Source organism: Deferribacter desulfuricans SSM1 (genome assembly GCF_000010985.1).
Taxonomy (GTDB): domain Bacteria; phylum Chrysiogenota; class Deferribacteres; order Deferribacterales; family Deferribacteraceae; genus Deferribacter; species Deferribacter desulfuricans.
This window is the reverse complement of the sequence record NC_013939.1, coordinates 672,154-695,584: the sequence shown is the minus strand read 5'-3', so window position 1 is coordinate 695,584 and position 23,431 is coordinate 672,154. Positions and strand designations below refer to the sequence as shown.

26 protein-coding genes and 3 tRNA genes are annotated in these 23,431 nt (G+C 30.0%); 15 read left to right on the top strand and 14 right to left on the bottom strand.

The annotated features are described in order from the left end of the window. Nucleotides 1–199: 199 nt before the first annotated feature. Together DEFDS_RS03625 and DEFDS_RS03620 are read left to right on the top strand one after the other, a co-directional pair. Nucleotides 200–1,003 (top strand): ParM/StbA family protein, encoded by an 804-nt coding sequence (locus DEFDS_RS03625; RefSeq protein WP_013007447.1) that lies wholly within the window; start codon nt 200–202, stop codon nt 1,001–1,003. Next, nucleotides 981–1,160: a hypothetical protein gene (locus DEFDS_RS03620; protein WP_041223596.1), complete on the top strand. Its 180-nt coding sequence runs from the start codon at nt 981–983 to the stop codon at nt 1,158–1,160. Before DEFDS_RS03625 ends, DEFDS_RS03620 begins: the two co-directional genes overlap by 23 nt. Before the next feature lie 12 nt (nt 1,161–1,172). Here the strand turns inward: DEFDS_RS03620 and DEFDS_RS03615 are convergent, their stop codons facing one another. From DEFDS_RS03615 to DEFDS_RS03605, 3 genes are all read right to left on the bottom strand, one after another. Beyond that, entirely contained in the window at nt 1,173–1,496 is a 324-nt protein-coding gene (locus DEFDS_RS03615) for a hypothetical protein (RefSeq protein ID WP_013007446.1), read from the bottom strand. A 696-nt stretch (nt 1,497–2,192) separates the two neighbouring features. Beyond that, nucleotides 2,193–2,492, bottom strand: coding sequence for a HigA family addiction module antitoxin (locus tag DEFDS_RS03610; protein ID WP_013007445.1), 300 nt, complete (start codon nt 2,490–2,492; stop codon nt 2,193–2,195). A 15-nt stretch (nt 2,493–2,507) separates the two neighbouring features. Continuing rightward, complete coding sequence (locus tag DEFDS_RS03605) at nt 2,508–2,792, bottom strand: type II toxin-antitoxin system RelE/ParE family toxin (protein WP_013007444.1); 285 nt, start codon at nt 2,790–2,792, stop codon at nt 2,508–2,510. A 117-nt stretch (nt 2,793–2,909) separates the two neighbouring features. Here DEFDS_RS03605 and DEFDS_RS13220 point away from each other — a divergent pair, with 117 nt between their 5' ends. The 3 genes from DEFDS_RS13220 to DEFDS_RS03590 are packed head-to-tail and all read left to right on the top strand — an operon-like array spanning nt 2,910 to nt 4,349. Next, complete coding sequence (locus tag DEFDS_RS13220; RefSeq protein WP_013007443.1) at nt 2,910–3,167, top strand: hypothetical protein; 258 nt, start codon at nt 2,910–2,912, stop codon at nt 3,165–3,167. Further along, the gene (locus tag DEFDS_RS13215) at nt 3,158–3,919 is read left to right on the top strand and encodes an integrase domain-containing protein (RefSeq protein WP_331385859.1); all 762 of its coding nucleotides are present in this window, start codon (nt 3,158–3,160) and stop codon (nt 3,917–3,919) included. The genes DEFDS_RS13220 and DEFDS_RS13215 overlap by 10 nt, the downstream gene beginning before the upstream one ends. A gap of 1 nt (nt 3,920) precedes the next feature. Continuing rightward, the gene (locus tag DEFDS_RS03590) at nt 3,921–4,349 is read left to right on the top strand and encodes a hypothetical protein (RefSeq protein ID WP_013007441.1); all 429 of its coding nucleotides are present in this window, start codon (nt 3,921–3,923) and stop codon (nt 4,347–4,349) included. Nucleotides 4,350–4,364: 15 nt separating this feature from the next. On the opposite strand, the gene DEFDS_RS03585 is transcribed toward DEFDS_RS03590, so the two are convergent. Beyond that, the gene (locus DEFDS_RS03585; protein ID WP_013007440.1) at nt 4,365–4,643 is read right to left on the bottom strand and encodes a hypothetical protein; all 279 of its coding nucleotides are present in this window, start codon (nt 4,641–4,643) and stop codon (nt 4,365–4,367) included. Between the two features lie 129 nt (nt 4,644–4,772). On the opposite strand from DEFDS_RS03585, the gene DEFDS_RS03580 reads away from it, so the two are divergent. From DEFDS_RS03580 to DEFDS_RS03565, 4 genes are all read left to right on the top strand, one after another. After that, the gene (locus DEFDS_RS03580; protein ID WP_013007439.1) at nt 4,773–5,087 is read left to right on the top strand and encodes a hypothetical protein; all 315 of its coding nucleotides are present in this window, start codon (nt 4,773–4,775) and stop codon (nt 5,085–5,087) included. Between the two features lie 119 nt (nt 5,088–5,206). Then, a complete protein-coding gene (locus DEFDS_RS03575; RefSeq protein ID WP_013007438.1) occupies nt 5,207–6,508 on the top strand; it encodes a helix-turn-helix domain-containing protein in 1,302 nt (433 codons plus the stop codon). 187 nt (nt 6,509–6,695) lie between these two features. Further along, nucleotides 6,696–7,121 (top strand): helix-turn-helix domain-containing protein, encoded by a 426-nt coding sequence (locus DEFDS_RS03570; protein ID WP_013007437.1) that lies wholly within the window; start codon nt 6,696–6,698, stop codon nt 7,119–7,121. Then, the gene (locus DEFDS_RS03565) at nt 7,121–8,254 is read left to right on the top strand and encodes a site-specific integrase (protein WP_013007436.1); all 1,134 of its coding nucleotides are present in this window, start codon (nt 7,121–7,123) and stop codon (nt 8,252–8,254) included. Before DEFDS_RS03570 ends, DEFDS_RS03565 begins: the two co-directional genes overlap by 1 nt. A gap of 67 nt (nt 8,255–8,321) precedes the next feature. Here the strand turns inward: DEFDS_RS03565 and DEFDS_RS03560 are convergent. Next, nucleotides 8,322–8,412: transfer RNA gene (locus DEFDS_RS03560), tRNA-Ser, on the bottom strand. Between the two features lie 11 nt (nt 8,413–8,423). Then, nucleotides 8,424–8,513, bottom strand: a tRNA-Ser gene (locus DEFDS_RS03555). Between the two features lie 116 nt (nt 8,514–8,629). Here DEFDS_RS03555 and DEFDS_RS03550 point away from each other — a divergent pair. After that, nucleotides 8,630–8,720 (top strand) — tRNA-Ser (locus DEFDS_RS03550). A gap of 7 nt (nt 8,721–8,727) precedes the next feature. Here DEFDS_RS03550 and DEFDS_RS03545 read toward each other — a convergent pair. Continuing rightward, nucleotides 8,728–9,465 carry a dienelactone hydrolase family protein gene (locus DEFDS_RS03545; RefSeq protein ID WP_013007435.1) on the bottom strand — a complete coding sequence of 246 codons (738 nt, stop codon included), beginning with the start codon at nt 9,463–9,465 and terminating at the stop codon, nt 8,728–8,730. A gap of 112 nt (nt 9,466–9,577) precedes the next feature. Next, entirely contained in the window at nt 9,578–10,384 is an 807-nt protein-coding gene (locus DEFDS_RS03540; RefSeq protein WP_013007434.1) for an FTR1 family iron permease, read from the bottom strand. Between the two features lie 364 nt (nt 10,385–10,748). Between DEFDS_RS03540 and DEFDS_RS03535 the strand changes: the two genes are divergently transcribed. Beyond that, the gene (locus DEFDS_RS03535) at nt 10,749–12,086 is read left to right on the top strand and encodes an NAD(P)/FAD-dependent oxidoreductase (protein ID WP_013007433.1); all 1,338 of its coding nucleotides are present in this window, start codon (nt 10,749–10,751) and stop codon (nt 12,084–12,086) included. A gap of 153 nt (nt 12,087–12,239) precedes the next feature. Next, a complete protein-coding gene (locus DEFDS_RS03530; protein WP_013007432.1) occupies nt 12,240–13,028 on the top strand; it encodes an SDR family oxidoreductase in 789 nt (262 codons plus the stop codon). Here the strand turns inward: DEFDS_RS03530 and DEFDS_RS12560 are convergent. From DEFDS_RS12560 to DEFDS_RS03500, 6 genes are read right to left on the bottom strand one after another with little or no spacing between them, the layout of a single operon-like run. Beyond that, complete coding sequence (locus DEFDS_RS12560) at nt 13,025–13,729, bottom strand: response regulator (protein ID WP_013007431.1); 705 nt, start codon at nt 13,727–13,729, stop codon at nt 13,025–13,027. The genes DEFDS_RS03530 and DEFDS_RS12560 overlap by 4 nt on opposite strands. A 15-nt stretch (nt 13,730–13,744) precedes the next feature. Continuing rightward, nucleotides 13,745–15,070 carry a CheR family methyltransferase gene (locus tag DEFDS_RS12555; protein ID WP_013007430.1) on the bottom strand — a complete coding sequence of 442 codons (1,326 nt, stop codon included), beginning with the start codon at nt 15,068–15,070 and terminating at the stop codon, nt 13,745–13,747. Next, nucleotides 15,060–16,085: a chemotaxis protein CheB gene (locus tag DEFDS_RS03515; protein ID WP_013007429.1), complete on the bottom strand. Its 1,026-nt coding sequence runs from the start codon at nt 16,083–16,085 to the stop codon at nt 15,060–15,062. Before DEFDS_RS03515 ends, DEFDS_RS12555 begins: the two co-directional genes overlap by 11 nt. Next, nucleotides 16,078–18,192, bottom strand: a complete 2,115-nt coding sequence (locus DEFDS_RS03510; RefSeq protein WP_013007428.1) for a hybrid sensor histidine kinase/response regulator — start codon at nt 18,190–18,192, stop codon at nt 16,078–16,080. Before DEFDS_RS03510 ends, DEFDS_RS03515 begins: the two co-directional genes overlap by 8 nt. Further along, nucleotides 18,185–20,191 (bottom strand): methyl-accepting chemotaxis protein, encoded by a 2,007-nt coding sequence (locus DEFDS_RS03505; protein WP_013007427.1) that lies wholly within the window; start codon nt 20,189–20,191, stop codon nt 18,185–18,187. The genes DEFDS_RS03510 and DEFDS_RS03505 overlap by 8 nt, the downstream gene beginning before the upstream one ends. A gap of 12 nt (nt 20,192–20,203) precedes the next feature. After that, nucleotides 20,204–20,617: a hypothetical protein gene (locus tag DEFDS_RS03500; protein WP_153801461.1), complete on the bottom strand. Its 414-nt coding sequence runs from the start codon at nt 20,615–20,617 to the stop codon at nt 20,204–20,206. A 28-nt stretch (nt 20,618–20,645) separates the two neighbouring features. Between DEFDS_RS03500 and DEFDS_RS12550 the strand changes: the two genes are divergently transcribed. The 3 genes from DEFDS_RS12550 to DEFDS_RS03485 all read left to right on the top strand — a co-directional run bounded on the left by DEFDS_RS12550 (nt 20,646) and on the right by DEFDS_RS03485 (nt 23,407). Then, nucleotides 20,646–21,704 (top strand): response regulator, encoded by a 1,059-nt coding sequence (locus tag DEFDS_RS12550; protein WP_013007425.1) that lies wholly within the window; start codon nt 20,646–20,648, stop codon nt 21,702–21,704. Nucleotides 21,705–21,773: 69 nt separating this feature from the next. Continuing rightward, the gene (locus DEFDS_RS03490; RefSeq protein WP_013007424.1) at nt 21,774–22,604 is read left to right on the top strand and encodes an ATP-binding protein; all 831 of its coding nucleotides are present in this window, start codon (nt 21,774–21,776) and stop codon (nt 22,602–22,604) included. Then, on the top strand, nt 22,598–23,407 hold the full coding sequence (locus DEFDS_RS03485) for an MBL fold metallo-hydrolase (RefSeq protein WP_013007423.1): 810 nt from the start codon (nt 22,598–22,600) through the stop codon (nt 23,405–23,407). Before DEFDS_RS03490 ends, DEFDS_RS03485 begins: the two co-directional genes overlap by 7 nt. Nucleotides 23,408–23,431: the final 24 nt, after the last annotated feature.

Sequence of the window (23,431 nt, the reverse complement as noted above, 5' to 3'; positions counted from 1 at the left end):
CATAAAAATCCACTTATTTTTTTCAAGAAATTCATAAAATGATCTCCTGCCATATTAATACATAATAGGATCATCAATATGTTACAAGAGTGGATAAAATTTATGACATAAAATTTAAGTGTTTACCTAAAAATAAGGTTGACCACTTCTTTTTATATTTAGCGTAAGAAGTTGTAGGTTGATTTGTTAAGGAGGGAGTATGAGAAAGGTTATAAGTATCGACATAGGATTTGGCAGTACAAAGGTTGCTTTTAATGAGGGAAGTGGTTTGCGGCTAGAAAAATTCCCTACCGCAATTGCACCAATTCCATCATCTAATCATTTCAATGATAACTTTTACCAAGAAGACAAACATTTTTATTTTGAAGGTCAGCTTTATACTGTCGGAGATGCTGCAAAAGCTGACGCTATTGTCACTACAAGTTATGAGTTTCTACACAAATATTCTCCGTTGATCCTTTATTATATTATTGAGAAGTTTAACATTGATTATTCAAATGCGGTATTTGCTCTGGGTTTACCTCTTTCATACTACACCAATGATAAGATCAATGAAATGTCAAACAGGTTAAAGAGTTTTACAGTCAATGATGTTGAAATATCAATTGATGTGAAAATCTTAGTTCAAGGTGTTGGATGTTTGTTTGATTATCTTTCTACAAATCAAAGCAATGTTAAAAATGGGATTGTGGTTGATATAGGCTACAATACAATCGAATTTATTGTTATTCAAAACGGTAAGGTTAAAAAAGCTGATTCGAGAGGTTTAGTTAAAAAAGGGATGAATATGTTGATTGTAAAATTACAGCAAGAAATACAATCAAAGTATGCTCTAGAATTAACGGAACATGAAGCTGTTTCAGCGCTGGAAGATGAAAGTATAAACTTATATGGCAACAAAATCCCATTAAAAGAAGATATTATTAAACTAAAAAAATGGTACACTGATACTGTGATTCAAAATTTAATAGGTATGTACGATGATAAAAATAAAGAAATCTGATATCATCATTGTTGCTGGTGGTGGAGCTTATCATTTAAAAGATTATCTACCTGAAAGATATTCGAATATCACTTATATTCCTGCTTATTCAGAATTTAGTAATGCAAGAGGGTTTTTCTACATCATGCAAAATCAGATAAATAGTAAAGGGCAGTAAAAACTGCCCTCTTTATTCATCAAATTCACTCATCATATCATCATAAGAAAGATTACTTTCTTCTTTTTCTGTTTTTTCGTCAAATTGTAAAGAATCATTATTATTTTTAGGGTTTTTATCGGATATTAAATCATCTTCTTTTTTATCCTCTTTTATATCTTTCAAATATTTTTTATGTGGAGATTTTACTATCCCTTTTTCCATTAATTCAATATATTCATTTAGGATATCAGCTATCACAATTCCCCTAAACGGTTGGGGAACATTTTCTAAAAAGTTAATAACCTCTCCATAATATTCACTATCAATAGTTAAAGTATATTTCTTCTTCTTCATACTCACCTCCATAACAAACTATCAACCTACCTATTACAATTATTATAACCACACAAGTCAATATAAAAATCAGTTAAAGTCGATAATATATAGATAATAAATTGATAATAAGTAGCGATAGAATAGTTTTCTACAATTAATGAATTATTGTACATAGATATTATTAAAAAGGTGCTTGCACTTTTTAATAATATCCTCATGTTACCAGTAACTTCTTACCGCTTTTACGGAAAAAATGTAAATTAACTAATTAATCTTCAACTTATTTATATTCATTCATGAATGGAAATCATCTTATTATTTTTTATTAAGGAGAGATTGGAGGCATAACCACATCGTTCACATTTCCAATGTGAATGATGTGGTTATGGAGAGATAATCCATTGATAATTATTAATATTGATTCTACAGAAAAAACAGAAAATTGGACTAGATGATGGAAAAACTGGCTGCAAGCTTGTTTTTACAGGTCTTGCCGTCTTTAAAACAGTGAGGGTGCCGACACTCACTGTTTTTCCATCATCGGAAATTACCCCCTTATAATCCGGCTTTGCCGGTTTACATAGATTGCCTGTGGGCTGTACGGGTGCCTTAAAACTCGTAGGACTTCGCTAAAAATGTATTTATCGGCTCAGGCAAGCATTCATGAAAAATGCTGGAAATATTTTATGTTGTCAGGGTGATTACCCTGCGTTATTAATTACCATGTACAAGAGGTGTGATCTGATCTATATCAGCCTTCTTGCTGGCTTTGTATAAATCATATTTCATTTGCAAACCCAACCAAAACTCTGGAGTTGTCCCAAAATACTTAGCCAACTTCAATGCCATTTCAGGGCTTATAGATCTTTTCTCATTTACAATTTCGTTAATCGTTCTATATGTCACACCTAAATCTTTAGCCAGTTTAACCTGATTTATCCCATAAGGAATCATAAACTCTTCTCTAAGTATTTCTCCTGGATGTGTAGGCATCCTTCTTAATATAAATGGCATTTTTTACCTCTCTAGTTATTTATGATAATCTATAATTTGAACATCATAAGCATTTCCCTGCTCAAATTTAAAAATTATTCGATATTGATCATTTATTCTTATACTATAGTATTCTTTTAAATTACCTTTTAGCCTTTCTAATCTGTTTCCTGGAGGTATTTCTAAATCTTTTATTTCATAAGCTGCATCTAACATATCTAGTTTCCTAATAGCAGTTTTAATAATATGTGATGGAAGCTTTTTACTGATACCTGTTTTAAACAGTCTTTCCGTTTCCTTATCCTTAAAATTTTTTATCATCTTACATATTACTATATAACACTTAACGTAATAATTCAAGAAATACCTAAAAATTATATTGACCCCATCAGTTACTATTTTTGAGAAGTGAAAAGGTTTAATTGGAGGAGGTAAAGTATGAAGATTAAAGTAAAGAGAAACTTTGTAGGGGAAAAGGATTTAAGTAGAAAGCAAGCAGCATTTAGGCTTGCAATGGAAGTTGTAAGATCAGGTAATGAAGGGACTATTAAAAAAACAGCCTATGCAATAATGAAACTGGCTAATTATGCTAAAGAGGTTTTAGAAATAAAAAATCTTACCAGGCTATCAAGCGAACACATGAAAGATTTTGCAGAACATCTTAGAGGTGAAGTGGGTATGGTAAAATTGGCTTAGGCCATGCTACCAATATTATATCAAGCCTTAATCGTGTATTTGACCATTACGGAAGAGATGATTTAAAACTATCTGCAAAAGCTGAAGGATTAAATAGAGGTTCAAGGTACTACAATATCGATAGAAGTGTAAGTGAACAAACTCATAATCAACTTACTGATTATTTAACAGAGAAATATCTATCCACTGGTGATATAAGATTTATAGCCCTTAGGATTCAAGTAGAAATGGAAAGAACCTTTGGATTGAGATTTAAAGAATCGGCATTACATGATTTAAAAGGTATCCATAAAAAAGATAATCTGCTTGATGTTGTCAAAGGTACAAAAGGTGGAAATCCAAGAAAGGTTCCCATTCTTAATGATAAAGGTTATGAACTTTTAGATTATGCAAGAGATTTTAAGAAAGAGTTCGATTTCAATCGTTCATTGATACCTGATGATATGAAATTTCAACAATGGCAGAATTTTGCTTATGGTGTAGTAAAAAGTTTCAATGAACAAAACGGCACAAATTATCATTTTCATGGGGAAAGGCATTATTATGCTCAGACAAGATACCAAGAATTAACTGGGTTTGATGCACCTGTGAAATCAGGATTTTTAAATGGCTCATATTTGAATGTCATGGCTGATTATTATGGAATAACATTGGAAGAAGCAAAAGAAATAGATATTGAAGCAAGGTTGACAATTTCAGAAGAGCTTGGGCATCACCGTATTGATATCACTAATTACTATTTGGGGAAGTAAAATGGGATTGTATGAACAATTCACCAGACAATATGATATCACTGGCAGTAATAGTACTGTTAAACAAAACGAACGGTTTTTGAAAAAATATTTCTTCCCTTACCTGGAAGAAAAATTTAAACTTAAAGACATTACTAAATTGAATCAAAATATGTTGAATAGCTTTTATCACCATATTCTAAAGCTTGTAAGAAAAGGTGAAATGAAAAAAAGTTCTGGAAAGAAATGTCTATATGCTGTTAAGAAATTTATCAGGGTATTCAATCGCATGCACAGAACCGATTTAACGGAATATAATGTACCTGCTTTTTTAGCAACAGTTGAAGGGAAAAAGAATATAAAAGTTACTGAAGAAGAATATAAAAACATAAAAAAGTGGAGGGAACTGAACAACGGGAAAGTGCCATCACCTGATGAAATCAATAAGTAATAAAATAAAACTGATTTATTGATCGTTCTCTTCAGATTCAACTTTAACAGCAAACCAATCTGGAAACTGCCATCCCATAAGCTTACAAAGTTTATATAATGTCTTTAATGTAATATTTAAATCTTCACCTTTTTTGAGCTGGGAAGCTATCTTCTTACCAAAAACTTTTTCTAATTGATAAAGAGTATATCGTTCATTTATATTCTGCAATATATCTTGCTTCAGCTTAATTGTTATTTTTTGTTTTTTTATTTTTTCTAGTTCTTCTGTAATCAAATTCTTTTTTCTTCCCATTATCAAAACCTCGTTATTTAACAATGTTACATTTATTTCAAATAAAATTCAATTTTTTATTGACAATCAATGAAAATCATCATATATCATCCCTACAGATTGGGATATTTAATAAAGAAGGAGGTAGTTATGAACGAAAAATTTAAAAACATTCACCCAAAGGACTATTCATTCAAAAAAGCCGAGTTAATTGACGCAAACAAACTCTTATTTGATCAGCTGGATAACTGCAATGGATTCCTTCATTTTGAAAAAACAAATGATCACAAATTTATGCTTTACCTAACTGATGATGAATTAAATGTATCTAAAATGACTTACCCTTTCACAGTAAGGGAGCTTACAAACCTAATAATAGAAGCTTTTGAACAGGGAAAAAGCAAGTTGGGTATGTTTCTACTGACTTATCTAACCGATGAATATGAAGAACTTATTAAAAATTAAAAAGGGAAAGGGTTCTACAGCTGCCACTGTAGAACCCCCAAGATTTGATATAAATGATAACAATAGTAATTCATTGCTAATGAAATTTAACATCTTTGTCAAGAAATAAGGAGGTTAAAATGAGATCAAATATAAATAAATCTAAAGATAAATTAGCTACTTTCATTAAAGAAAACTTTGATAGTAATATCTATAAGTTCCAGAAGTTTATTATTGAAAACAAACTAGCATTATCAGATATAGCAAGAAAAGTTGGATTGTCTGAAGGTTGGACAATCAGAAAGATGCGTCAATACTCATTAATCCCTTTTACTACACTCTCAGAAGCAAGGAGGGAATATATCTGTGAATATTGTGGGGCGAAATTCACAAACTATAAACACCGTGAAAAAGATGATAAAAACATCTATTGTTCTACAAAGTGCCGCATATTAGCCAATAAGAAAACCTTTTCATATGAAAAGTTCAGGTTTGATATTGAAAGTTATGAATTTACTAAACCATCACCTAAGCTTGGCGATTATTCAGATGTACCTAAAGGGAGAAGAAGATCGCAGTTTGTAAATAAATACAAAGTAAATCATTTTTTCTTCAAGAATGGTATTATAAATGAAGAAACAGCTTATATTGCGGGGATAATATTAACGGATGGTAATCTGGGTAAAAGTGGAACTAATTTTTATGTAAGGCTTGGGTTGGTAGATAAACAAATAGTAAAAGATATAGCATCAGAAATGGAATCAAAATATCCGATTAGGGAAGAAGATCGCTCAAAAAGGAACAGGAAAAATATTTTTGTTATAACCTTCTATAGTCCCTATCTTTATCACGATTTAACCTGCCTTGGTTGTGGAGAAAGAAAAACATATTATGCAAATTACCCTTATATTAAAAATAACGAATTACACAGGCATTTTATCAGAGGTGTTATTGATGGAGATGGTTGTTGGTATTTTCATAATGGTAGTTTAGTTTTATCAATATGTGGCAATGATATGCATTTATATGGAATAGCAAAAACAATTGAAAGGTTTTTAGGGATAACACCAACATCATTATATTATCCTGGCAAAAAGATGAAAAGTTTCTGTAAAATTGATTACTCGCCTGTTGATTCAGTTAAAATACGAGATTGGATATATCAAGATGCTAAAATATATTTAAAAAGAAAATATAATACAGCTTACAGCATTAAAGCAACTTTTCGTACAAGTGATGTTGCAAAAGCATGTAATGTATCTATGCCTTATGTAAGAAAGTTAATTAGAACAGGCGAAATTGATGCCTTTAGAAAAGGTAAAGTTTTTGAGTTTGATGAGGATGGGTACAAAGAAGCTATAAGTTATATACTAAAAAGAAAGAAACAACACCCTTCTCATTTTCCAACAAGATATTGGGTAAAAAAATATGATATCGAGTAGTAAAAAGACTCATTAAAAAGATTTGTGTACCAATTGGTACACCACTTCAAATTAACTTATATTTAGTATTATCATATAATTAAGGTAAATTTGATAAAATTTTTCTGCACCCCTTAATTTTATATTGACCACCCCTGTTTTTATTATTGCCCTCGAATGGGGGTAATAATTTTTAAGGAGGGATTGTATGAAGAAAGAAGTTTATTTTTTAGGGAATTTAGCTAAAATAGGGGGTGGTGAGCTGTTTGACAATCAAATACGACAAAGTGATGAGGAACTTTTATCTACTAATCGGATTTTCGCAATGGTAACCACACCTGATGGATTCCAGTATATTGAAGTAACTAATATTGTCAGAAAACTATTGAAAGAGAACGAAGAATTAAAAGAAAGGTTCAAGGGAGATTTTACGTTACTGACCACAAAAGAAATGGCTAAAGAACTCAGATGTACCGAACAGCATTTAAGAAACCTTATAAGCAAAAAGAAGCTTAAAATGAATTACCATTACGGAAAGTTAGGTTCAAAAGTGTTGTTTATCAAAGAGAGAATGTATGAATTTGCAAACCTCCGGGTGCTGGACTGTGGAAGAAAAAAACCGGAGGTGGTATAATGGGAGTTTTCAAAAGAGGTAAAAAGCTTTGGATTTCTTTTACATACAAAGGAATGCAATGTAAGGAATCTTTACATCTTGATGATACCCCTAGAAATCGTGAGGAAGCTGAAATTATGATGAGTCAAATTAAAAGGCAAATTCAAGATGGAACTTTTGACTATGAAAAATGGTTTCCTAAATCAACTAAACTAGTGAAATTAGGCTTGAAAAATCCTCAAAATGATAATGAGTATAATCCTACAATTGCAGAGCTTTGTGAGGAATGGATTACTATATCCAAAAAGAAATTTAAGAAAAAAACTATTAAATCATATAAAGAGTATGCACAAAGAACAATCCCAATTTTAGGGAATAAAAAAATTAAAGATGTAACATTGGATGATTTGGATAATTTCATAGAAGAATTATACGATTTTGGATATTCACCTAAAACTATTAAAAATACTAAAATATGTATAAATCAAGTTTTTGATATTGCAATGAGAAAAAATCTTGTTGATGTAAATCTGCCATCACGTGTAAGAAAAATTACTATACCACCCAGCAATATAGATCCATTTACACCAAATGAGGTTGAAGCGATATTATCACACATTAAAAAATATTATCCTAGATTCTATGCAATGTTTTCAGTACTTATACTTACTGGAATGCGAATTGGAGAAGTCCTAGGAATGAAATGGAAATTTCTTAATTTAGATAATGGTACATATTATATTATGGAAGCTATGACTGACGGAATACTTGACACCCCAAAAACCATTGGCTCAATACGTAAAATAAAGTTACATCCTGATGTAATAGACGCTTTAAAATATCATAAAAAGTTCTATGCTGTAAAAGATTCAGAGTTTATATTTAATACTCAATACGGAAAAGCTTACACAACTGCAGAATCTATTAGAAAAAATGTTTGGAAACCAACATTGGAAGCTTTGAATATTAAATATAGGATTATGTATCATTGTCGACATACTTATGCTTCGATGGCTCTTTTAGCTGGAGATCCACCAGTAAAAGTTGCAAGGAATTTGGGACATACAAGTGTTCAAATGGTTTATCGTGTTTATGGCCGTTTTATAGATGATGGTGAAGAATCCAAACTAAATAATAAACGTTTTTTTAAGTGATTATCACAATTTTATCACAGTGTATATTGGCCGATTTTAAATCTTTGATAGTAAATAACAAAAAAGACGGAGAGGGCGGGATTCGAACCCGCGGAACCCCTTTTGGGGGTTCACTCGCTTAGCAGGCGAGCGCCTTCGACCTACTCGGCCACCTCTCCTAACAAAAAAACGGAGGGGGAGGGATTCGAACCCCCGGTGGGCTCATCACCCACAGCGATTTTCAAGACCGCCGCCTTAAGCCGGGCTCGGCCACCCCTCCATTTAGGGCGAAGCACTATATAATACAATAATAATTTTTTTTCAATACTTTTTCACCCAAAAAATAATTTTTGTTGATGTTTCTATCTACATCTATAAAATAACAAACAGAATTTTGGAGAGGTGCCGGAGCCTGGCTTAACGGGCCTGACTCGAAATCAGGTGAGCCACTTTTGTGGTTCCGAGGGTTCAAATCCCTCCCTCTCCGTATTTATTTACAAACTAAAAATCTCTTTTAGATATTCTGTAAATCTTTTCCAAGATTTCTTATCTGCATCCTCTCTATAACGCTTACTACCAAACACTGTAAAAGCATGAGGTGCGCCGCTATATGTAATCATTTCGTGTTTTATATGGTATTTTTCTAACTCTTTTACAAGATTTGCAAAATCTTCTATTTTAACCGCTTTATCTGCACTTCCATGGAAAACAAGTATTTCCCCTTTTGTTTTTGAATAATCCTGTTTAGGTGGAGTTGCCAAACCACCATGAAATGTTATAAACGATTTAAAATCAGCACCACTTCTTGCAAGCTCCAATACAACCGCACCACCAAAACAATAACCCATAAAAGCAGCACTCTTAACATTTGCACCAATTGATTTTGCTTTATCAATGGCTGCATTTAAAATCCCTCTCATTTTCATCCTATTTTTATACAGAGCGCCAGTTAGAGCTCTCTTTTCATCAAGCGTAACAGGCTTAACCCCTTTACCAAACATATCAATAACAAATACAGAATACCCCAATTTATTTAACATCTCTGTTCTTTTTATTTCATAATCTGTGATTCCGTCCCAGTCATGAACCATAAAAATTAAAGGCGAACTCTTATTAACTTCTAAATAGTAACCCTGATAAGTTTTCCCATCATACTGATACTCAACATTAATTCCAGCAAAAGAAGCACCTGTAAATATAAAAAATACTAACAAAATTTTTAAAAGTTTCATCTTATCCTCCATAAATCAATAAAGGATAAAATGAGCCAAAATTAAAATTTTACAATTAAAAAATAGATAATAAAAAACTCCTGGCCTAAAATAAAGACCAGGAGCTTAAAATTTAGCTAAATGATTTTCTCCTCCAAATAAACACACCTGTAATGAGTGTTAACACATAGCTTAAAACTTCGATCAAAGATGGATTCCCATTATAGCCAAACAAGCTTTTTAAAAAACTACCTATCAACCCCTTTTCATGTAAAAGATGTGTTTCAGATGCTGGATTAATATCCCATACATGCTCAATTATAACAGGTAATACTCCAGCCTCTTGAAGTTCATGAATCCCATGAGCAAACAAACCTGCAGAAAACAATATTAACAAAACAGAAGAAGCATTGAATAAAGTTTTTAAATTTACTTTTGATAGACCCTTATAAACTACATAGCCAGTTATAACCCCAACTAAAATACCAGCTAAAGCAAAAAATACTTGTAACAAACCTGCATCTTTCATTGCTGCGTTTAAAAATATTACAGTCTCAATCCCCTCTCTTAGAATTGATAAAGTAACAAGCAAAAACAAACTTAATGCAGAGCCCGAAGATAAAGCAACATCAACTTTTTCTCTAATTTCATCTGCAATATTCTTTTTATTTGCCATCCAAGCAACTACGGTAATAATTAACAGAGAGCCTACAACCATAGTAACCCCTTCAAAGATCTCTTCTGCAGTCCCTTCAAAACCACCTGCAATAACATTAAAAACAAATGCTCCAATAAGAGAAGCAGCAACTCCCGCAACAATACCAAAATTGACATATCGCTTATAATCTTCATTATTTGTCCTAATTAAATAAGCAAAAATTATCCCAACAATTAAAGCTGCCTCAAGTGTTTCTCTAAAAGTAATTACAAATGATATCATCTTAACCTCCCTTATTTATTTTTAGCGTCATATATCAAAAGCAATATTAGTAGTCAACAACTTTGTTTTATTAGTCTAACTTTGTTAGATAATAAATACAAATAGAATCAATTATAAGAATTGTTAGATAATTTTTTCATCAAAACGTTTTATTTAGTTATATAAGTTTGATTATAAATGTTTTTAAACCTATACATACAAAATATAGTTTCATATAACTTATTGATAAACTATGATAAAAGGTAAAAATATATCAAAAACTTAAATTAGTCAGAAACAATATATAGCCAACTTAAATATTGACATATGTTCATAACTATATATATTCTCATTTGATTACGTCAATAAAATGAGGAGGAAGATGATGAAAGTAGTGGTAATAGGTGGTGGTCCAGGAGGAATTCAAGCAACAAGAACAATCAAAATGCATAACCCAGATGTTGAAATTACTATGATTAGACCTGAGCCTTACAGCGTAATTTACTGTGCTCTTCCATATGTTATTGAAAACTTAGTAGAAAAAGAAAAAATCAGAAAAAGTGATGAACTTGTGACCAGTGTTGGTGCTAAGTTAGTAAAAGACAAAGCAACAAAAGTTGATTTTAACAAAAAGGTTGTCTTTACTGAAAAAAGTGGTGAATTTACTTACGACAAATTGATAATAGCAACAGGGGCAAATCCATTTGTTCCACCAATCCCAGGAAGTGATTTATGCAATATAGCAACAGTAAAAACTGAGAGCGATCTTGAAAACATATTATCTTACCTTGAAAAAGGTGCAAAAAAAGCTGTTGTTGTTGGTGCTGGAAATATTGGGATTGAAATGGCCGTTGCAATGAAGGAAAGAGGGCTTGAAACCTATTTAGTCGAAATGCAAAATAGAGTTTTACCAAACCTTTTAGATGAAGATTTTGCTAAGTACCCAGAAGAAGATATCAGAGAAACAGGTATAAATTTATTATTAAATACAAGAGTGGATGCTTTAGAAGGGGAAAAATACGTTGAAAAAGTAGTTTTATCAAATGGCAATTTTATTGAACTAGGAGAACACGACTTAGTAGTTTTTGCTGTAGGAGTTAAACCAAACATAGAGATTTTCAAAGATACAGAATTAAAAATAGATCAATATGGAATAGTTGTTAATGAGCATATGATGACGAATATTGATGGTGTTTATGCTGTTGGTGATGTTGCTTCTTTTTTATCGTTTATCGACGGAAAACCAATAGCTGGTAAACTTGCTACCAATGCCGTTCCTATGGGTAAAATTGCGGCATACAATATCTTGGGTAGAAATTATAAATATCAGGGTTTTATAAACGGAGCAATTACTAAAGCTGTAAAGTGGAGAATGGGTGGTACAGGCTTTACTGAAGAAGTAGCAAAACAAAGGGGCTTTGATATAGTTACAGCTATTGGAGAAACAACCACAAGATTTCCAATAATCCCTGGTGCTAAAAAAGTTTACGTGAAACTTATTGCTGATAAAAAAACTATGAGAATTATAGGTGGGCAGGTTGTAGCAGGTGAAGGTGTTCCTGGAAGAATTGACACAATATCTCTTGCAATCCAAAATAGAAACACATGTTATGATCTATTTAATTTCAGTTATTGTGCACAACCTTTCCAAACTTTCTTCCCAGCAAACAACGCTATCGTAATGGCAGCAGAAAAACTTATAAACATATTTGAGTCTAAATAAAAATTATACCAGGGTAATTTAAATTACCCTGGTTTTTTAAACTCTCATTTTTTTATGATTAAGGATATTGAGCAATTATTATTGTGCAATACCCTTAAATTTTATTGTGTAATGTCTTGATTCGTATTATTTTAAAAGAATCAAGGAGGCAAAATGCATTTAGGTTTAGAAAATAAAACAGTTTTGGTTATGGCTGGCACATCTGGGCTGGGTTATGCAGTGGTTTTAGAGTTTGCGAAAGAAGGTGCAAATGTTGTAATTTTTGGTAGAAATGAAGAAAAATTTAAAAAAGCATCTAACAATATTTATGATATCACAAAAAATAAACCAGATTATTTTATAGGTGACATCACAAACCCTGATGATATTCAGCTTGCAGTAAACTATATTGTAGAAAAATATAGGCAAATTTTTGCACTTTTTAACAACACTGGCGGTCCCCCAGCAGGCAAGTTTGAAGATTTTAATGATGAGGATTGGTTGAATGCATTCAACTTAACACTTCTAAGCTACATCAGGACTATCAGAGCAGTATTACCCCACATGAAAAAGAATGGCTCTGGTAGAATAGTAAACAATGCTTCCTCATCTATTAAAAGAGTGATAGATAACCTTATACTTTCTAATACATTTAGAACTGCCATTATGGGGCTTTCTAAATCACTCAGCAGAGAATTAGGAATATATAATATTTTGGTAAATACTGTCGGAGCTGGTAAAATCTCCACAGAAAGGGTAAATTATTTGGATTCAATAAAAGCAAAAAAGGAAGGATTATCTTTAGAAGAATTCCAATCAAAAAATGCAAAAAATATACCCCTTGGTAGATACGGAAATGCTGAAGAATTTGCAAAATTAGTGGTTTTCTTATGCTCAGAAGCTAACAGCTATATCACAGGTCAATCCATACTGGTAGATGGAGCACTAACTGATTGCTATTAATCCTCCTTTTTATTGTTAACGTTATCAACGGATAAATTGATAATTTCTAAATCACCCACATATCGCATAGTATCGTACTTTTTCAAAGATGAAAGTTTATCTACAAGTTTTGAAATTCTATCTGTTGAATCCTCACACATCTTTAAATATCTCTCTATTTCTTGCAAAGCTTCAGGGTATTTATTAGACAATATGGTTCGTATTATTTCAAAACCCATAGTTAAAACAGTCAACGGTTGATTAAAATGATGAGCAATACCACCACCGAGCTGAAGCGCAACTTTATCTCTTTCATAATTTAACAGCTCTCTCTCCATCTTTTTGGCTTTTAAAATCCTTTTTACTCTTGCTAAAAATTCGTTTTCGTAAGATGATTTTATTATATAATCATCCGCACCTCTTTCAAATGCTTCATCAATTGCCTCTGCATCTGCTCTTACTGTAAGCATTATAACTGGAATATCTTTTGTATCTTTATCAATTTTCAACTCTTCTAAAACATCAAAACCGCTTTTTTCAGGCATCAAAACATCGAGCAAAATCAAATCCACCTTGTTATTCTTGATAAATTCAATTGCTTCATCAGATTTTGTAAAACCAAACACATCACAATCAAAGAATTTTTTTAGTTTTTTCTCCACATTTATCAATATCGACTCTTCATCATCTATTGCAACAACTGTAAATTTTTCAAAATTCATAAAACACCTCTCGATTCATAAAATATTTAAATACTTCACAATTATTTTTTTAGCAACTTCTCTATCCACCAATGATTCAAAACTACTTTCTTTTTCAACTAATGTTAGTGCCATATTAAAAAAGTATTTTGCATTTTTCAAATCATTTTTAGAGACTAAAGCAAACGCTAAAAATAGGTTATAAACAAAATTATCATTTAGCAACGCAGCTTTTCTTAAATAATCAACGGCTTTATCATAATTTTTTTCTTTATAACAAACTAACCCCTTAATAAAATAAAATTCATCATCACTCAAATAATCTCTATATTCCCTAAGTTTCTTTTCAATAATAAACAAATCATCATTGTTGAGATACAAAATAATTTCCTCTATTAATAGCTCTTTATCAAACTCTTCATTTTTTGCTTGAACGTTTTCAATAAGATTTATTGCTTCTTCTTTATTATTTAACAACTCTAGTGATTTTATTTCTCGTAAGTACCTTTCCTTTTTATCCGTGATTGGTAATTTTGTCCTATCTCTTTTAATTGAATATTGAGTATCCTGATAATTTCCCTTCTTAAAAACTATATTATTTTCTATAAAAATAGTCTTATAACCTAACTGATTGAGAAAATGAAATTCGCCTGGCGCTAAAAATAAATACCCATTTTCACTAAGGGATTCATCTATAAATCTTTCTACAACATATTTAATATTTTGCTCATTAAAATAAATCAAAACATTTCTACAAAATACGATATCACAATTTAAAAAATAATCATCTTTTAGTAAATTGTGCTTTTTAAATCTAACTAAGTCTCTTATATCTTCTTTCAAAATAAATTTATTATCATCTAATATAAAATATTTACTTAAATACGACTTATCTAAATTCCTTACATGCCATTTTGAATAAATTCCTCTTCTAGCAATTTCAATAGCATGTGATGATAAATCCGTGCCTATTATTGAAACATTATCTCTTAATTCTGAAAAATATTTATCAATTAATATAGCAACAGAGTATGGCTCACATCCATTTGAACAGCCAGCAGACCAAATCCTAATAGCCTCTTTACTCTTTTTAATATCAGGCAATATATGTTTTCTTATCATATCAAATTGAAATTCGTGTCTAAAAAAGTATGTTTCATTTATCAGTAAAGCTTCAATGATTTTGTCGAGGATTTTCGAATCACTTATGGCAAGGTCAATTATTTCTTCAGGATTTAACATCATTTGTTTTGCATAATTTGATACTATATTCTTTAGATTATCTTCATAAAGGCCATAAACTCTAAAGCCTGAAGTCTTTTCAATTTTCTCGCATAACATATTAAAATTTTCAGAATTCATAGGCAATGACCTTGCTTAAATCTGCCACACTAAAGACCTTATCACAATAGCCAGCATTAATTACAGATTGAGACATAGTGCTAACCAATGCTTCTTCTGGCTCTTGACAAAAGACTTTACCACCATTCTCTTTTACTGCTTTTGCTCCTTCTAATCCATCAGAACACATCCCAGTAAACACAAAAAATCTAATATTACTTTTAAATATTTTTGCAGCACTAATTACAAAAGGATCTGCAGGAGGGGTATATAAATCATTTTTAGAAATCTTTTGTAATTTAAAAAACCGAGAATTTATTTTTTTCAACTCTGTATGATATTTAGGATTTAAGACATATATACAATCTTTTTGCTCAAATAATAATTCATAATCGACACTTATAATCTCTTTAGAAGTTTTGCTCTCTATCCATTCTATATAACCTTCAAACATTTCGGGCTCAATATGTTGAATTAAAACAAAGGGAGCATTTATCGTTTCTATCTGTTTTAAAATTAATGGTGTAATTTTTGGACCACCTGTGGACATAGCAAAAATATATAAATTTTTTAATATATCTTCATCTGGCAATATAATTTCATTAATTTTATCCTTTAATCCATCGACCACCTTTTTTGATTTATAATTGATTGTGCTTGCATTTTTTATTTTTCTTAAAAGAATATCCTGAAATCCTTTACTAAACCCTTCAGGTTTATTCACTACATCAATACAATAATTTTGAATTAAACTAAAAGCTTGTTTAATCATTGCGCTATCTAGCGCAGTAACTACAATAATTGGCAATCTATAATTTTCATATATTACCCTTGAAGCCTCCTCCCCATTTACCTCAGGCATATCAAGATCCATAAGAACTACATCAATTCTTTTCTTACCACAAATTTCTATTGCTTGTTTTCCATTTTCTGCGAGAAAAATTTCCCCTATTTCAGCAGAATCTTCCAGCATACTTTTTAAAGCTTCTCTTATAAAAACGGAGTCATCAGCTATTAAAACATTAATCTTAGACACCTAATAATCCCCTTATTTTATTTATAAAATCTTCACCTGAAAATTCTGATTTTGTTATAAAATAATTTGCTCCAGCTCTCAGCCCCTTTTCGATACTTTCCTTATCAGATAATGTAGATACTAAAATGATTGGTATATTTGGGTTTTGCATACCTGTTCTGATACTTTTTGTTAATGTAAAACCATCCATTTCGGGCATCTCTATATCTGAAATAACTAACTCGATATCATCTCTATTATTAAAAATATGAAGTGCATCCTTACCGTTTGTTGCTTCCACAACTTCAAAACCGTTTGCTATCAAAATATGCTTTTCTAGCTCCCTGGTTGCAAAAGAATCTTCAACAAGCAAAATTTTGGGTTTCTTAATCTGAGTGGTAGATGGTTTGTCGATCTTCTTCACAGGGGCAATTTTGCTTATTTGCTCAAAAATGTATTCTATATCCAACATAGGGATAAATGTATCTTCTGATTCAAAAATTAAATGCGAATAATAATCTTGTTTTTCAATAAAATTATCGTATTTATACAATCTCCTTTTAACCACTCCTTCGATATTTTTTGCTGTAATACCAAAGATGTTGCCTCGATAATTTAAGAATATTATATAGTTATTGATATCATTTTCACATTTTAACAATTCTGAGGTATATTGAAATCTATAATTTTTATCATTGATACTGTAAAAAAAACCATTGTCACTATGAAATATAGATTTTTCATCTAAAACCACTAAATGCTCTATTAAATTTTCAAATAGTGCAAATCTATAACCAGCATATTCAAAAATTAACACATCTGTTTCCATAAAACTCACAGGCACATTTAATATAAACCTTGAATACTTCCCTTTTTCAAACTCAATATCAACTCTTCCACCAAGCTCATTTAATACCTCTTTAACAATACTCAAACCTTCCCCTCTCCCAGAAAGAGTGGAAACTGAATCCTTGGTGCTAAAAGATGATTCGAAGATTAAATGTGCTATTTCAATATCCTTCATACCTTTTGTATCAATGCCATTTGACTCAGCTTTCTTTTTAATCTTTTCTATATCTATTCCTCTACCATCATCTTCTATAGTTATTTTCACATACTTTCCATCGCTAACGCACTCAACTAAAATAGTACCTTCTGGAGACTTATTACTTTTTAACCTCTCTGAAACTTTTTCAATACCGTGATCTACTGAATTTCTCAAAATATGGATAAGAGGCTCCTGAAGCTTGAGTAAAACATCTTTATCAAGCTTTACCTCTTCCCCTTTGACAATAAATTTTATATCTTTTCCAAGTTCTTTGGCAATTTCAAGTGTGCTATTTTTAATAATCTCAAGAATATCTTTAAATCTAAACATCTTAAATTCTAAAGCATTATTATGGCAATAAATAGACTCATTTATTAATTTTTGAATATCGCCTAATAATTCCATTTTTATTTGAGTAAAAGCTGTATATGTTTCACTAACTAAATTTGAAAATAGCTCTTTAACTTTTTGATCTGTAAGATTAACTAAGTTATTACTGACCTTATCTAAAAAAGTGCTAAAAGCATCTATTAATTTTTCAGATTGATACTTACCCTTCTCACTCCCAATAACCAAATTGTACAAAAGCTGGATATGATTGTTTAAATCCTTTTCATGAATTTTATAAATATTCGATTTTAAAAGTTCTGTATCATCTTCTTCCTTTTTATCTTTTACATCTTTATCATTCGAATCAATCTCAAACTCTGCAATATTGTTAATACTTTTTATTTTTTCTATAAGTTCATTAATATCTGAATCGCTAACATTATCAATATTATTCAGTATATCGATTAATCTTTTTGAAACTTTTTTAATAAAATCAACAAAAGTTTCATCTATCAGCTCCTGATTATTTCTCATCTCTTTGACTTTATCTTCAACAGTATGAATCAAATTTGAAAAAGTTTTATAGCCCATCATACGGGATGAACCTTTAATTGTATGAAGATAACGAGCAATCAACTCAATGGTATTTTGGCGTAAATTAGAATCTAATAGATTATTAGCAGATTCCAATATATTTTGACAATGCTCTAAAGATTCGGATAAAAATATCTCTTTTAATCTATTATTCATTATCTACATGTTTTAAAATTTCTCTTAATCTTATAATGTTTTCTGAAATCACAGAAGCTGATGTTTTTGTCTCTTCGCTTGATTTTGTAATATCTGTAATTGCTTGTGAAATATCTTTTATTGTAGTTGCAATATCATTAATTCCAATTGCATGATCCTTAAATGATTCATTAATGTCAGAAATGCTCTTAGCTATTTTTTCAACAGCTTCTTTATTGTCAAACATCAACTTTTTCAATGGATTAAAATACTCTTTGGACTGCAATATATTTTTTATAGACTCTTCAGTTGACATAGTAGTTTTATTTACACTTGTAGTCATATCTGAAACAATCTTTTTAATATTATTAGATAAAGCTTCAACTTTTTGAGCTAGTTCTTTTACTTCTGTAGCAATAACTGTAAATTTACCAGAACCTTCCTCAGTTTTCGCAGCTTCTATAGCTATGTTAATAGCTAAAATCTTAGTTTGATTAGCAATATCAAAGATATTTTCAACAAAAGAGGTTACACTGTATGCTTTTTCAGAAAGTGCTGCAATTTCCATTGAAATAGTATTTGCAGAATTGTTTATCCTATCAATAACCTTTTCAAATTCTAATAACTTTTCAATATTTTCACTACTGTTATCTTCAATATGCTCTATCAACCCATTTATTTTTTCTAAAGAAATATCCAAGTTTTTAACTACACTTTTTATTTCATCCAGTGCAGAGCTTATTTCAGACAATGCTGAACTTTGCTCGGACAAAGAGGAAGAAGTATTTAGCACCGTTGATTTTAATTCATTAGAAATTGATGTAAGCTCGTAAATAGTAGACTCTATATTTTCAAGATATTTTTTAAGGTTTGAATAGCTTTTCCTTAAACTGGCATTTTCATTATGATATTTAGTGATATCCACTATTATAAAGATAGTATTATTCTTTGTATCATTTCTTTTTCTGATTATAAACTGGTGCCCTTCAAAAGAAAATTCTTCATTATCATTTAATGAATCCAGCATATTAAGAAAATCGTTAAAATCTTTTCGAGTAAGTAACTCCTCTATATTATTAATATCAGTGCCAAAATATTTATAAACAGAATCAGATACAAAAGTTACATTTTCATCAACATTTTTTAAAATTACAAGGTTTGTTGTAGACCTAATTACCCCTTCAAACAACTTGTTCTTCTCTAAAACAGCATTAAAATCATTCCTTAAGTTTTTATAAAGCTCTTTTAATACATCAGGTAAGTCATTTATATTTATATCCAAAATTTTCTTTTTTGATAGCTCAGCTATTAAATTTTTAAACGCCTGAGTTTCATTGTCAATTTTTGCGAGATATCTCACAACGCCCCAAAGCCCTACTATAAAAATGATAACCATTAAAATCACAAAAAGTATCACATTCCCCGTCAGGCTACTGTCACCTTTTAATGTAAATTGATTACTTAATAAAAATGGGTTATCCACATCAAATCTTGCAGGGTCGTTTATACTTTGATAATAAGGTAAAATCGCTAAATTATAGTCCTTAAAAATCAACTGTTGACTTAACAAATAAAGATTATTCATATCTTCTCTATAAAATGTATTAATTGTAAGCTTATTCTTTTCCCCTGTTATCAAAGAAATTGGTTTATGTAATACAAGATTGTTATACACTACAGACTTTTTCGTAACGGGAACCGTCTTGTTTACATTAACTCCTTCTATTGGTATAAAATTATCATCCTTATTCTTTTGGTATTTTACTAAACTGTATTTTTCAGATAAGGTTATCTTTGACAAATCGGCATCAATCAACCCTTTTAATATTGCCAAATTTTCCTGCTCTTTAGATGTAATAAGATTTACAATATTTATTTTTTCAAATTCTACATTTTTTTCATATTTCTCTTTAAAATACTTATAAAAATACACTGTTGATGTAAAAATAAAAAACAGTGAAAAAATAATATAGGTAATTATAATTCTACGAGAATTGGTATTGTATAAAATCTTGCTCATATTTTCCTCCTGCTAACCTTTTATATGCAACTCTTTGGCATTTAAAAGTTTGTTTTCATCTATAATTAAATGTTTTCTCCCATTAAACACTAAAAGCTTATTTTTTTCTATAAATGAAAGGTTACTAACATCATCACATTTGACATATTCATAATTATCTGCAACATCCATATCATCCGCCACTAAAGCAATAGTTTTTTCTTCATTACCTATAAAAATTAAATCTTTAAACTCTAAAGAATTCTCATTAAAAAAATACCCTAAATTATAAATAGGTATAACTTTTTCATCATAAAAATAAAATGTTAGTAAAGGTGGTCTTAAACCTGGATATTTACTGATTTTAACTAAATTTTTTGTGAAAACAATTGATTTTAAACCTATTGCAAAACTAATATTTTTTATATAAAATAAAAACATAATCATAAATATATTATAAACGAAAGGCTTTTTAATGACAACAGTTTTATTGGTTGATGATTCAAAATTCATTCAGGAAAGTATAAAAGAAGAAATAGAAGAAAAATATAAAGATACTTTAATTTTTTGTGCGAATAACCCAATAGAAGCTGAAAAAATAATGATGAATAATATTATAGACTTGTTATTATTGGATGTTCAAATGCCTATTAAATCGGGTAATATATTTTTAAAAGAACTAAGAAGCCTAAGCTATTATACCAATTTACCAATAATAATGTTAACTAGTGTTAAAGATAAAGAAACCGTAATTGAATTAGTAAAATTGGGTATTGATGGTTATATCATAAAAGATAATATCAGCCAAATTAATGCCAAAATAGAAAAGTATATAAAACAACCATCTGAAATAAATAGATTGAAACAATTTACTAGAACGAGTACTTTTATAATGCTAAAAGATGAATGGTTTAGAGCAATTTTTGATTTACTTTATGATGGAGACTTTACTACACTTAATAGTGAAGAGATTGAAAAGATTAATTCTCATTTAAAAAATATAAACAAGCATTTCAAATTATCAGATATAGAAACTGAAATGGATATCAGACCTTTAGCTGCTGTTATTTACAATAAGCAAACATCACCTCTATTTAGCTGGTATGAAGTATCCTATTTACAAGAAATAAAAGAGAAATTATCTGGATTACTGTTAGGATTGTATTTATATATTTCATTAAATGACATAGATGAGGAAAATTATAAGTTTATCATAGAGTTCATATTATCATTACTCATAATTACTGAGTTTTGTGGTAAATTAAAATATAATAAAGAACATTTAATTGAAATTTTAAGAGAAAAATATAAGCTTTTTTACAAAATGTTTATCCAAAATTGTCCAGTAAAACTAAAAAACAAGATTGAGTTTTTTGATAATAAAGAAATTAAAAATATTCTATCAAGCATAGAATACATATCGCAAAAACTTTTTCCTGATAACATGTTAACATTTAATTGGGGCCACAAATATGAAATAGAAATATCAGACTCGTATCTGAAACTTTTAGAAGAATTTTATAAAAATATTTAAGTCCTGCCTAATTTATAAATTTCTACTGTAAATATTTACAAAACACTAAACATCTGATATAATTATTTTATGAAAAAAATAGGTCTTTATTTAAAAGAACTTACAGATGTAAAAGAAAGATTGGTAACTTTTTGTGAAAACGAAGATTTTGATTTAATCGAAATAAAAGACGATAAAATATTAGAAGAAATAGATTTGTCATGGATAATGATAATCACCGACTCACCAGCAGATTTATTAAACATACAAAACAAAAAAATCCCACTAGTTTTAATTGGAAACAAAATATCGTGCGAAGGGAATATGCTCTGTTATAATATTTCTCAAGATTTTACAGATTTTTGTCTGAGAGGGGTTATTGATGCAATTTACCATGGTGGCATAATAGAAACATACAACACTTCTTCAAAACCTGAATATATCAAAAAAGTTATAAAAGTCTTTAATGATATAGCAAATGTTGACAAAATTGTTTACGGTTTGACAAAAGAACTTGTATATTTTTTAAAAATTTCAGAAATTCAAAAAATAAGAATAGGGATTTCCGAAATTTTAACAAATGCTATTGAGCACGGCAACCTTGAAATAAGTGGCGATGATAAATTTAAAGCAACTGAAAATGGTACATATCAAGAATTATTAAAGATGAAGATGTGTGATGAAAAGTATAAAAACAGATATGTAACTATGGAAATCGAAATCACTCCTGAAAAAATAACAGTGGTTGTGGAAGATATGGGAAACGGTTTTGACACATCCACATTAAATATGAATCCTGAAGAAAATCTTTTAAAACTTCATGGTAGAGGGATACTCATTACCAAGATGTATTTTGACGATATCGTTTATAATGAAAAAGGGAATAAAGTAACCCTAGTAAAAAATATTTCACAATGCTAACGATATTAGGCTCAAGAGGAACAATTCCAGTTTCTGGTTATTCTTATGTAAAATATGGTGGTTCTACACCTTCACTATTTTTGTCTTCAAATGACACGGCAATAATTTTTGATGCAGGGACAGGTCTTTATAAACTTAATAGTGTAAAAAACCTTAAAAATATATTTATCTTTTTAACTCATCTTCATTGGGATCATATTATGGGGTTGCCACTCTTTTCTTATTTTTATAACCCGTCCGCAAATATTAAAATATTTATAGATAAAAAGGATGATATAGATTCTACTGAGTTTATAAAACATTTATTTAAAGAGCCATTTTTCCCGGTTTCACACGAAAAATTAAATTGTAATCTACAAATAGAAAATATTTTTCATGGTGAAAAAATAACAATCGGTAATCATTCGATAACACCTTATGAAGGTAATCACCCAAATGGTGCCTCCATGTTTTTATATAAAAATCAAAACTATTCATTCCTTTATGCTACAGATTACGAACATGGCTCACCAAAAGATGAAATGTTAGTTGAGGTAGCTAACCACGTAAAATATTTCATTTATGATACTACTTATACCCCAGAAGATTACAGAGGGGAAAAGGACGGGATACCTAAAAGTGGTTGGGGGCACTCCACCTTTGAATACGGGGCATCTTTTGCAAAAAAAGCAAAAGTAAAAAATTTAGTATTATTTCATCATAATCCAGAGTATACCGACTGTTTCCTTGATAAAATGGTTATTAAATCAAAAAAACTTTTCACAAATACTATAGCCGCTACCGACGAGCTCATTTTAGATTAATTTTCTTCAAAATAATTATTGACT

Excerpts from the sequence above, each read along its gene's own strand:
- DEFDS_RS12550 (WP_013007425.1), top strand. The coding sequence starts at position 20,646 with ATGACAACAGTTTTATTGGTTGATGATTCAAAATTCATTCAGGAAAGT.
- DEFDS_RS03545 (WP_013007435.1), bottom strand. The coding sequence starts at position 9,465 with ATGAAACTTTTAAAAATTTTGTTAGTATTTTTTATATTTACAGGTGCT.
- DEFDS_RS03530 (WP_013007432.1), top strand. The coding sequence starts at position 12,240 with ATGCATTTAGGTTTAGAAAATAAAACAGTTTTGGTTATGGCTGGCACA.
- DEFDS_RS03610 (WP_013007445.1), bottom strand. The coding sequence starts at position 2,492 with ATGCCATTTATATTAAGAAGGATGCCTACACATCCAGGAGAAATACTT.
- DEFDS_RS03590 (WP_013007441.1), top strand. The coding sequence starts at position 3,921 with ATGGGATTGTATGAACAATTCACCAGACAATATGATATCACTGGCAGT.
- DEFDS_RS03580 (WP_013007439.1), top strand. The coding sequence starts at position 4,773 with ATGAACGAAAAATTTAAAAACATTCACCCAAAGGACTATTCATTCAAA.
- DEFDS_RS03490 (WP_013007424.1), top strand. The coding sequence starts at position 21,774 with ATGAAAAAAATAGGTCTTTATTTAAAAGAACTTACAGATGTAAAAGAA.
- DEFDS_RS03625 (WP_013007447.1), top strand. The coding sequence starts at position 200 with ATGAGAAAGGTTATAAGTATCGACATAGGATTTGGCAGTACAAAGGTT.
- DEFDS_RS03485 (WP_013007423.1), top strand. The coding sequence starts at position 22,598 with ATGCTAACGATATTAGGCTCAAGAGGAACAATTCCAGTTTCTGGTTAT.
- DEFDS_RS03575 (WP_013007438.1), top strand. The coding sequence starts at position 5,207 with ATGAGATCAAATATAAATAAATCTAAAGATAAATTAGCTACTTTCATT.
- DEFDS_RS13220 (WP_013007443.1), top strand. The coding sequence starts at position 2,910 with ATGAAGATTAAAGTAAAGAGAAACTTTGTAGGGGAAAAGGATTTAAGT.
- DEFDS_RS03540 (WP_013007434.1), bottom strand. The coding sequence starts at position 10,384 with ATGATATCATTTGTAATTACTTTTAGAGAAACACTTGAGGCAGCTTTA.
- DEFDS_RS03620 (WP_041223596.1), top strand. The coding sequence starts at position 981 with ATGATAAAAATAAAGAAATCTGATATCATCATTGTTGCTGGTGGTGGA.
- DEFDS_RS03535 (WP_013007433.1), top strand. The coding sequence starts at position 10,749 with ATGAAAGTAGTGGTAATAGGTGGTGGTCCAGGAGGAATTCAAGCAACA.
- DEFDS_RS03500 (WP_153801461.1), bottom strand. The coding sequence starts at position 20,617 with ATGATTATGTTTTTATTTTATATAAAAAATATTAGTTTTGCAATAGGT.
- DEFDS_RS03570 (WP_013007437.1), top strand. The coding sequence starts at position 6,696 with ATGAAGAAAGAAGTTTATTTTTTAGGGAATTTAGCTAAAATAGGGGGT.
- DEFDS_RS03615 (WP_013007446.1), bottom strand. The coding sequence starts at position 1,496 with ATGAAGAAGAAGAAATATACTTTAACTATTGATAGTGAATATTATGGA.
- DEFDS_RS03510 (WP_013007428.1), bottom strand. The coding sequence starts at position 18,192 with ATGAATAATAGATTAAAAGAGATATTTTTATCCGAATCTTTAGAGCAT.
- DEFDS_RS03505 (WP_013007427.1), bottom strand. The coding sequence starts at position 20,191 with ATGAGCAAGATTTTATACAATACCAATTCTCGTAGAATTATAATTACC.
- DEFDS_RS03565 (WP_013007436.1), top strand. The coding sequence starts at position 7,121 with ATGGGAGTTTTCAAAAGAGGTAAAAAGCTTTGGATTTCTTTTACATAC.
- DEFDS_RS12555 (WP_013007430.1), bottom strand. The coding sequence starts at position 15,070 with ATGAATTCTGAAAATTTTAATATGTTATGCGAGAAAATTGAAAAGACT.
- DEFDS_RS03585 (WP_013007440.1), bottom strand. The coding sequence starts at position 4,643 with ATGGGAAGAAAAAAGAATTTGATTACAGAAGAACTAGAAAAAATAAAA.
- DEFDS_RS12560 (WP_013007431.1), bottom strand. The coding sequence starts at position 13,729 with ATGAATTTTGAAAAATTTACAGTTGTTGCAATAGATGATGAAGAGTCG.
- DEFDS_RS03605 (WP_013007444.1), bottom strand. The coding sequence starts at position 2,792 with ATGATAAAAAATTTTAAGGATAAGGAAACGGAAAGACTGTTTAAAACA.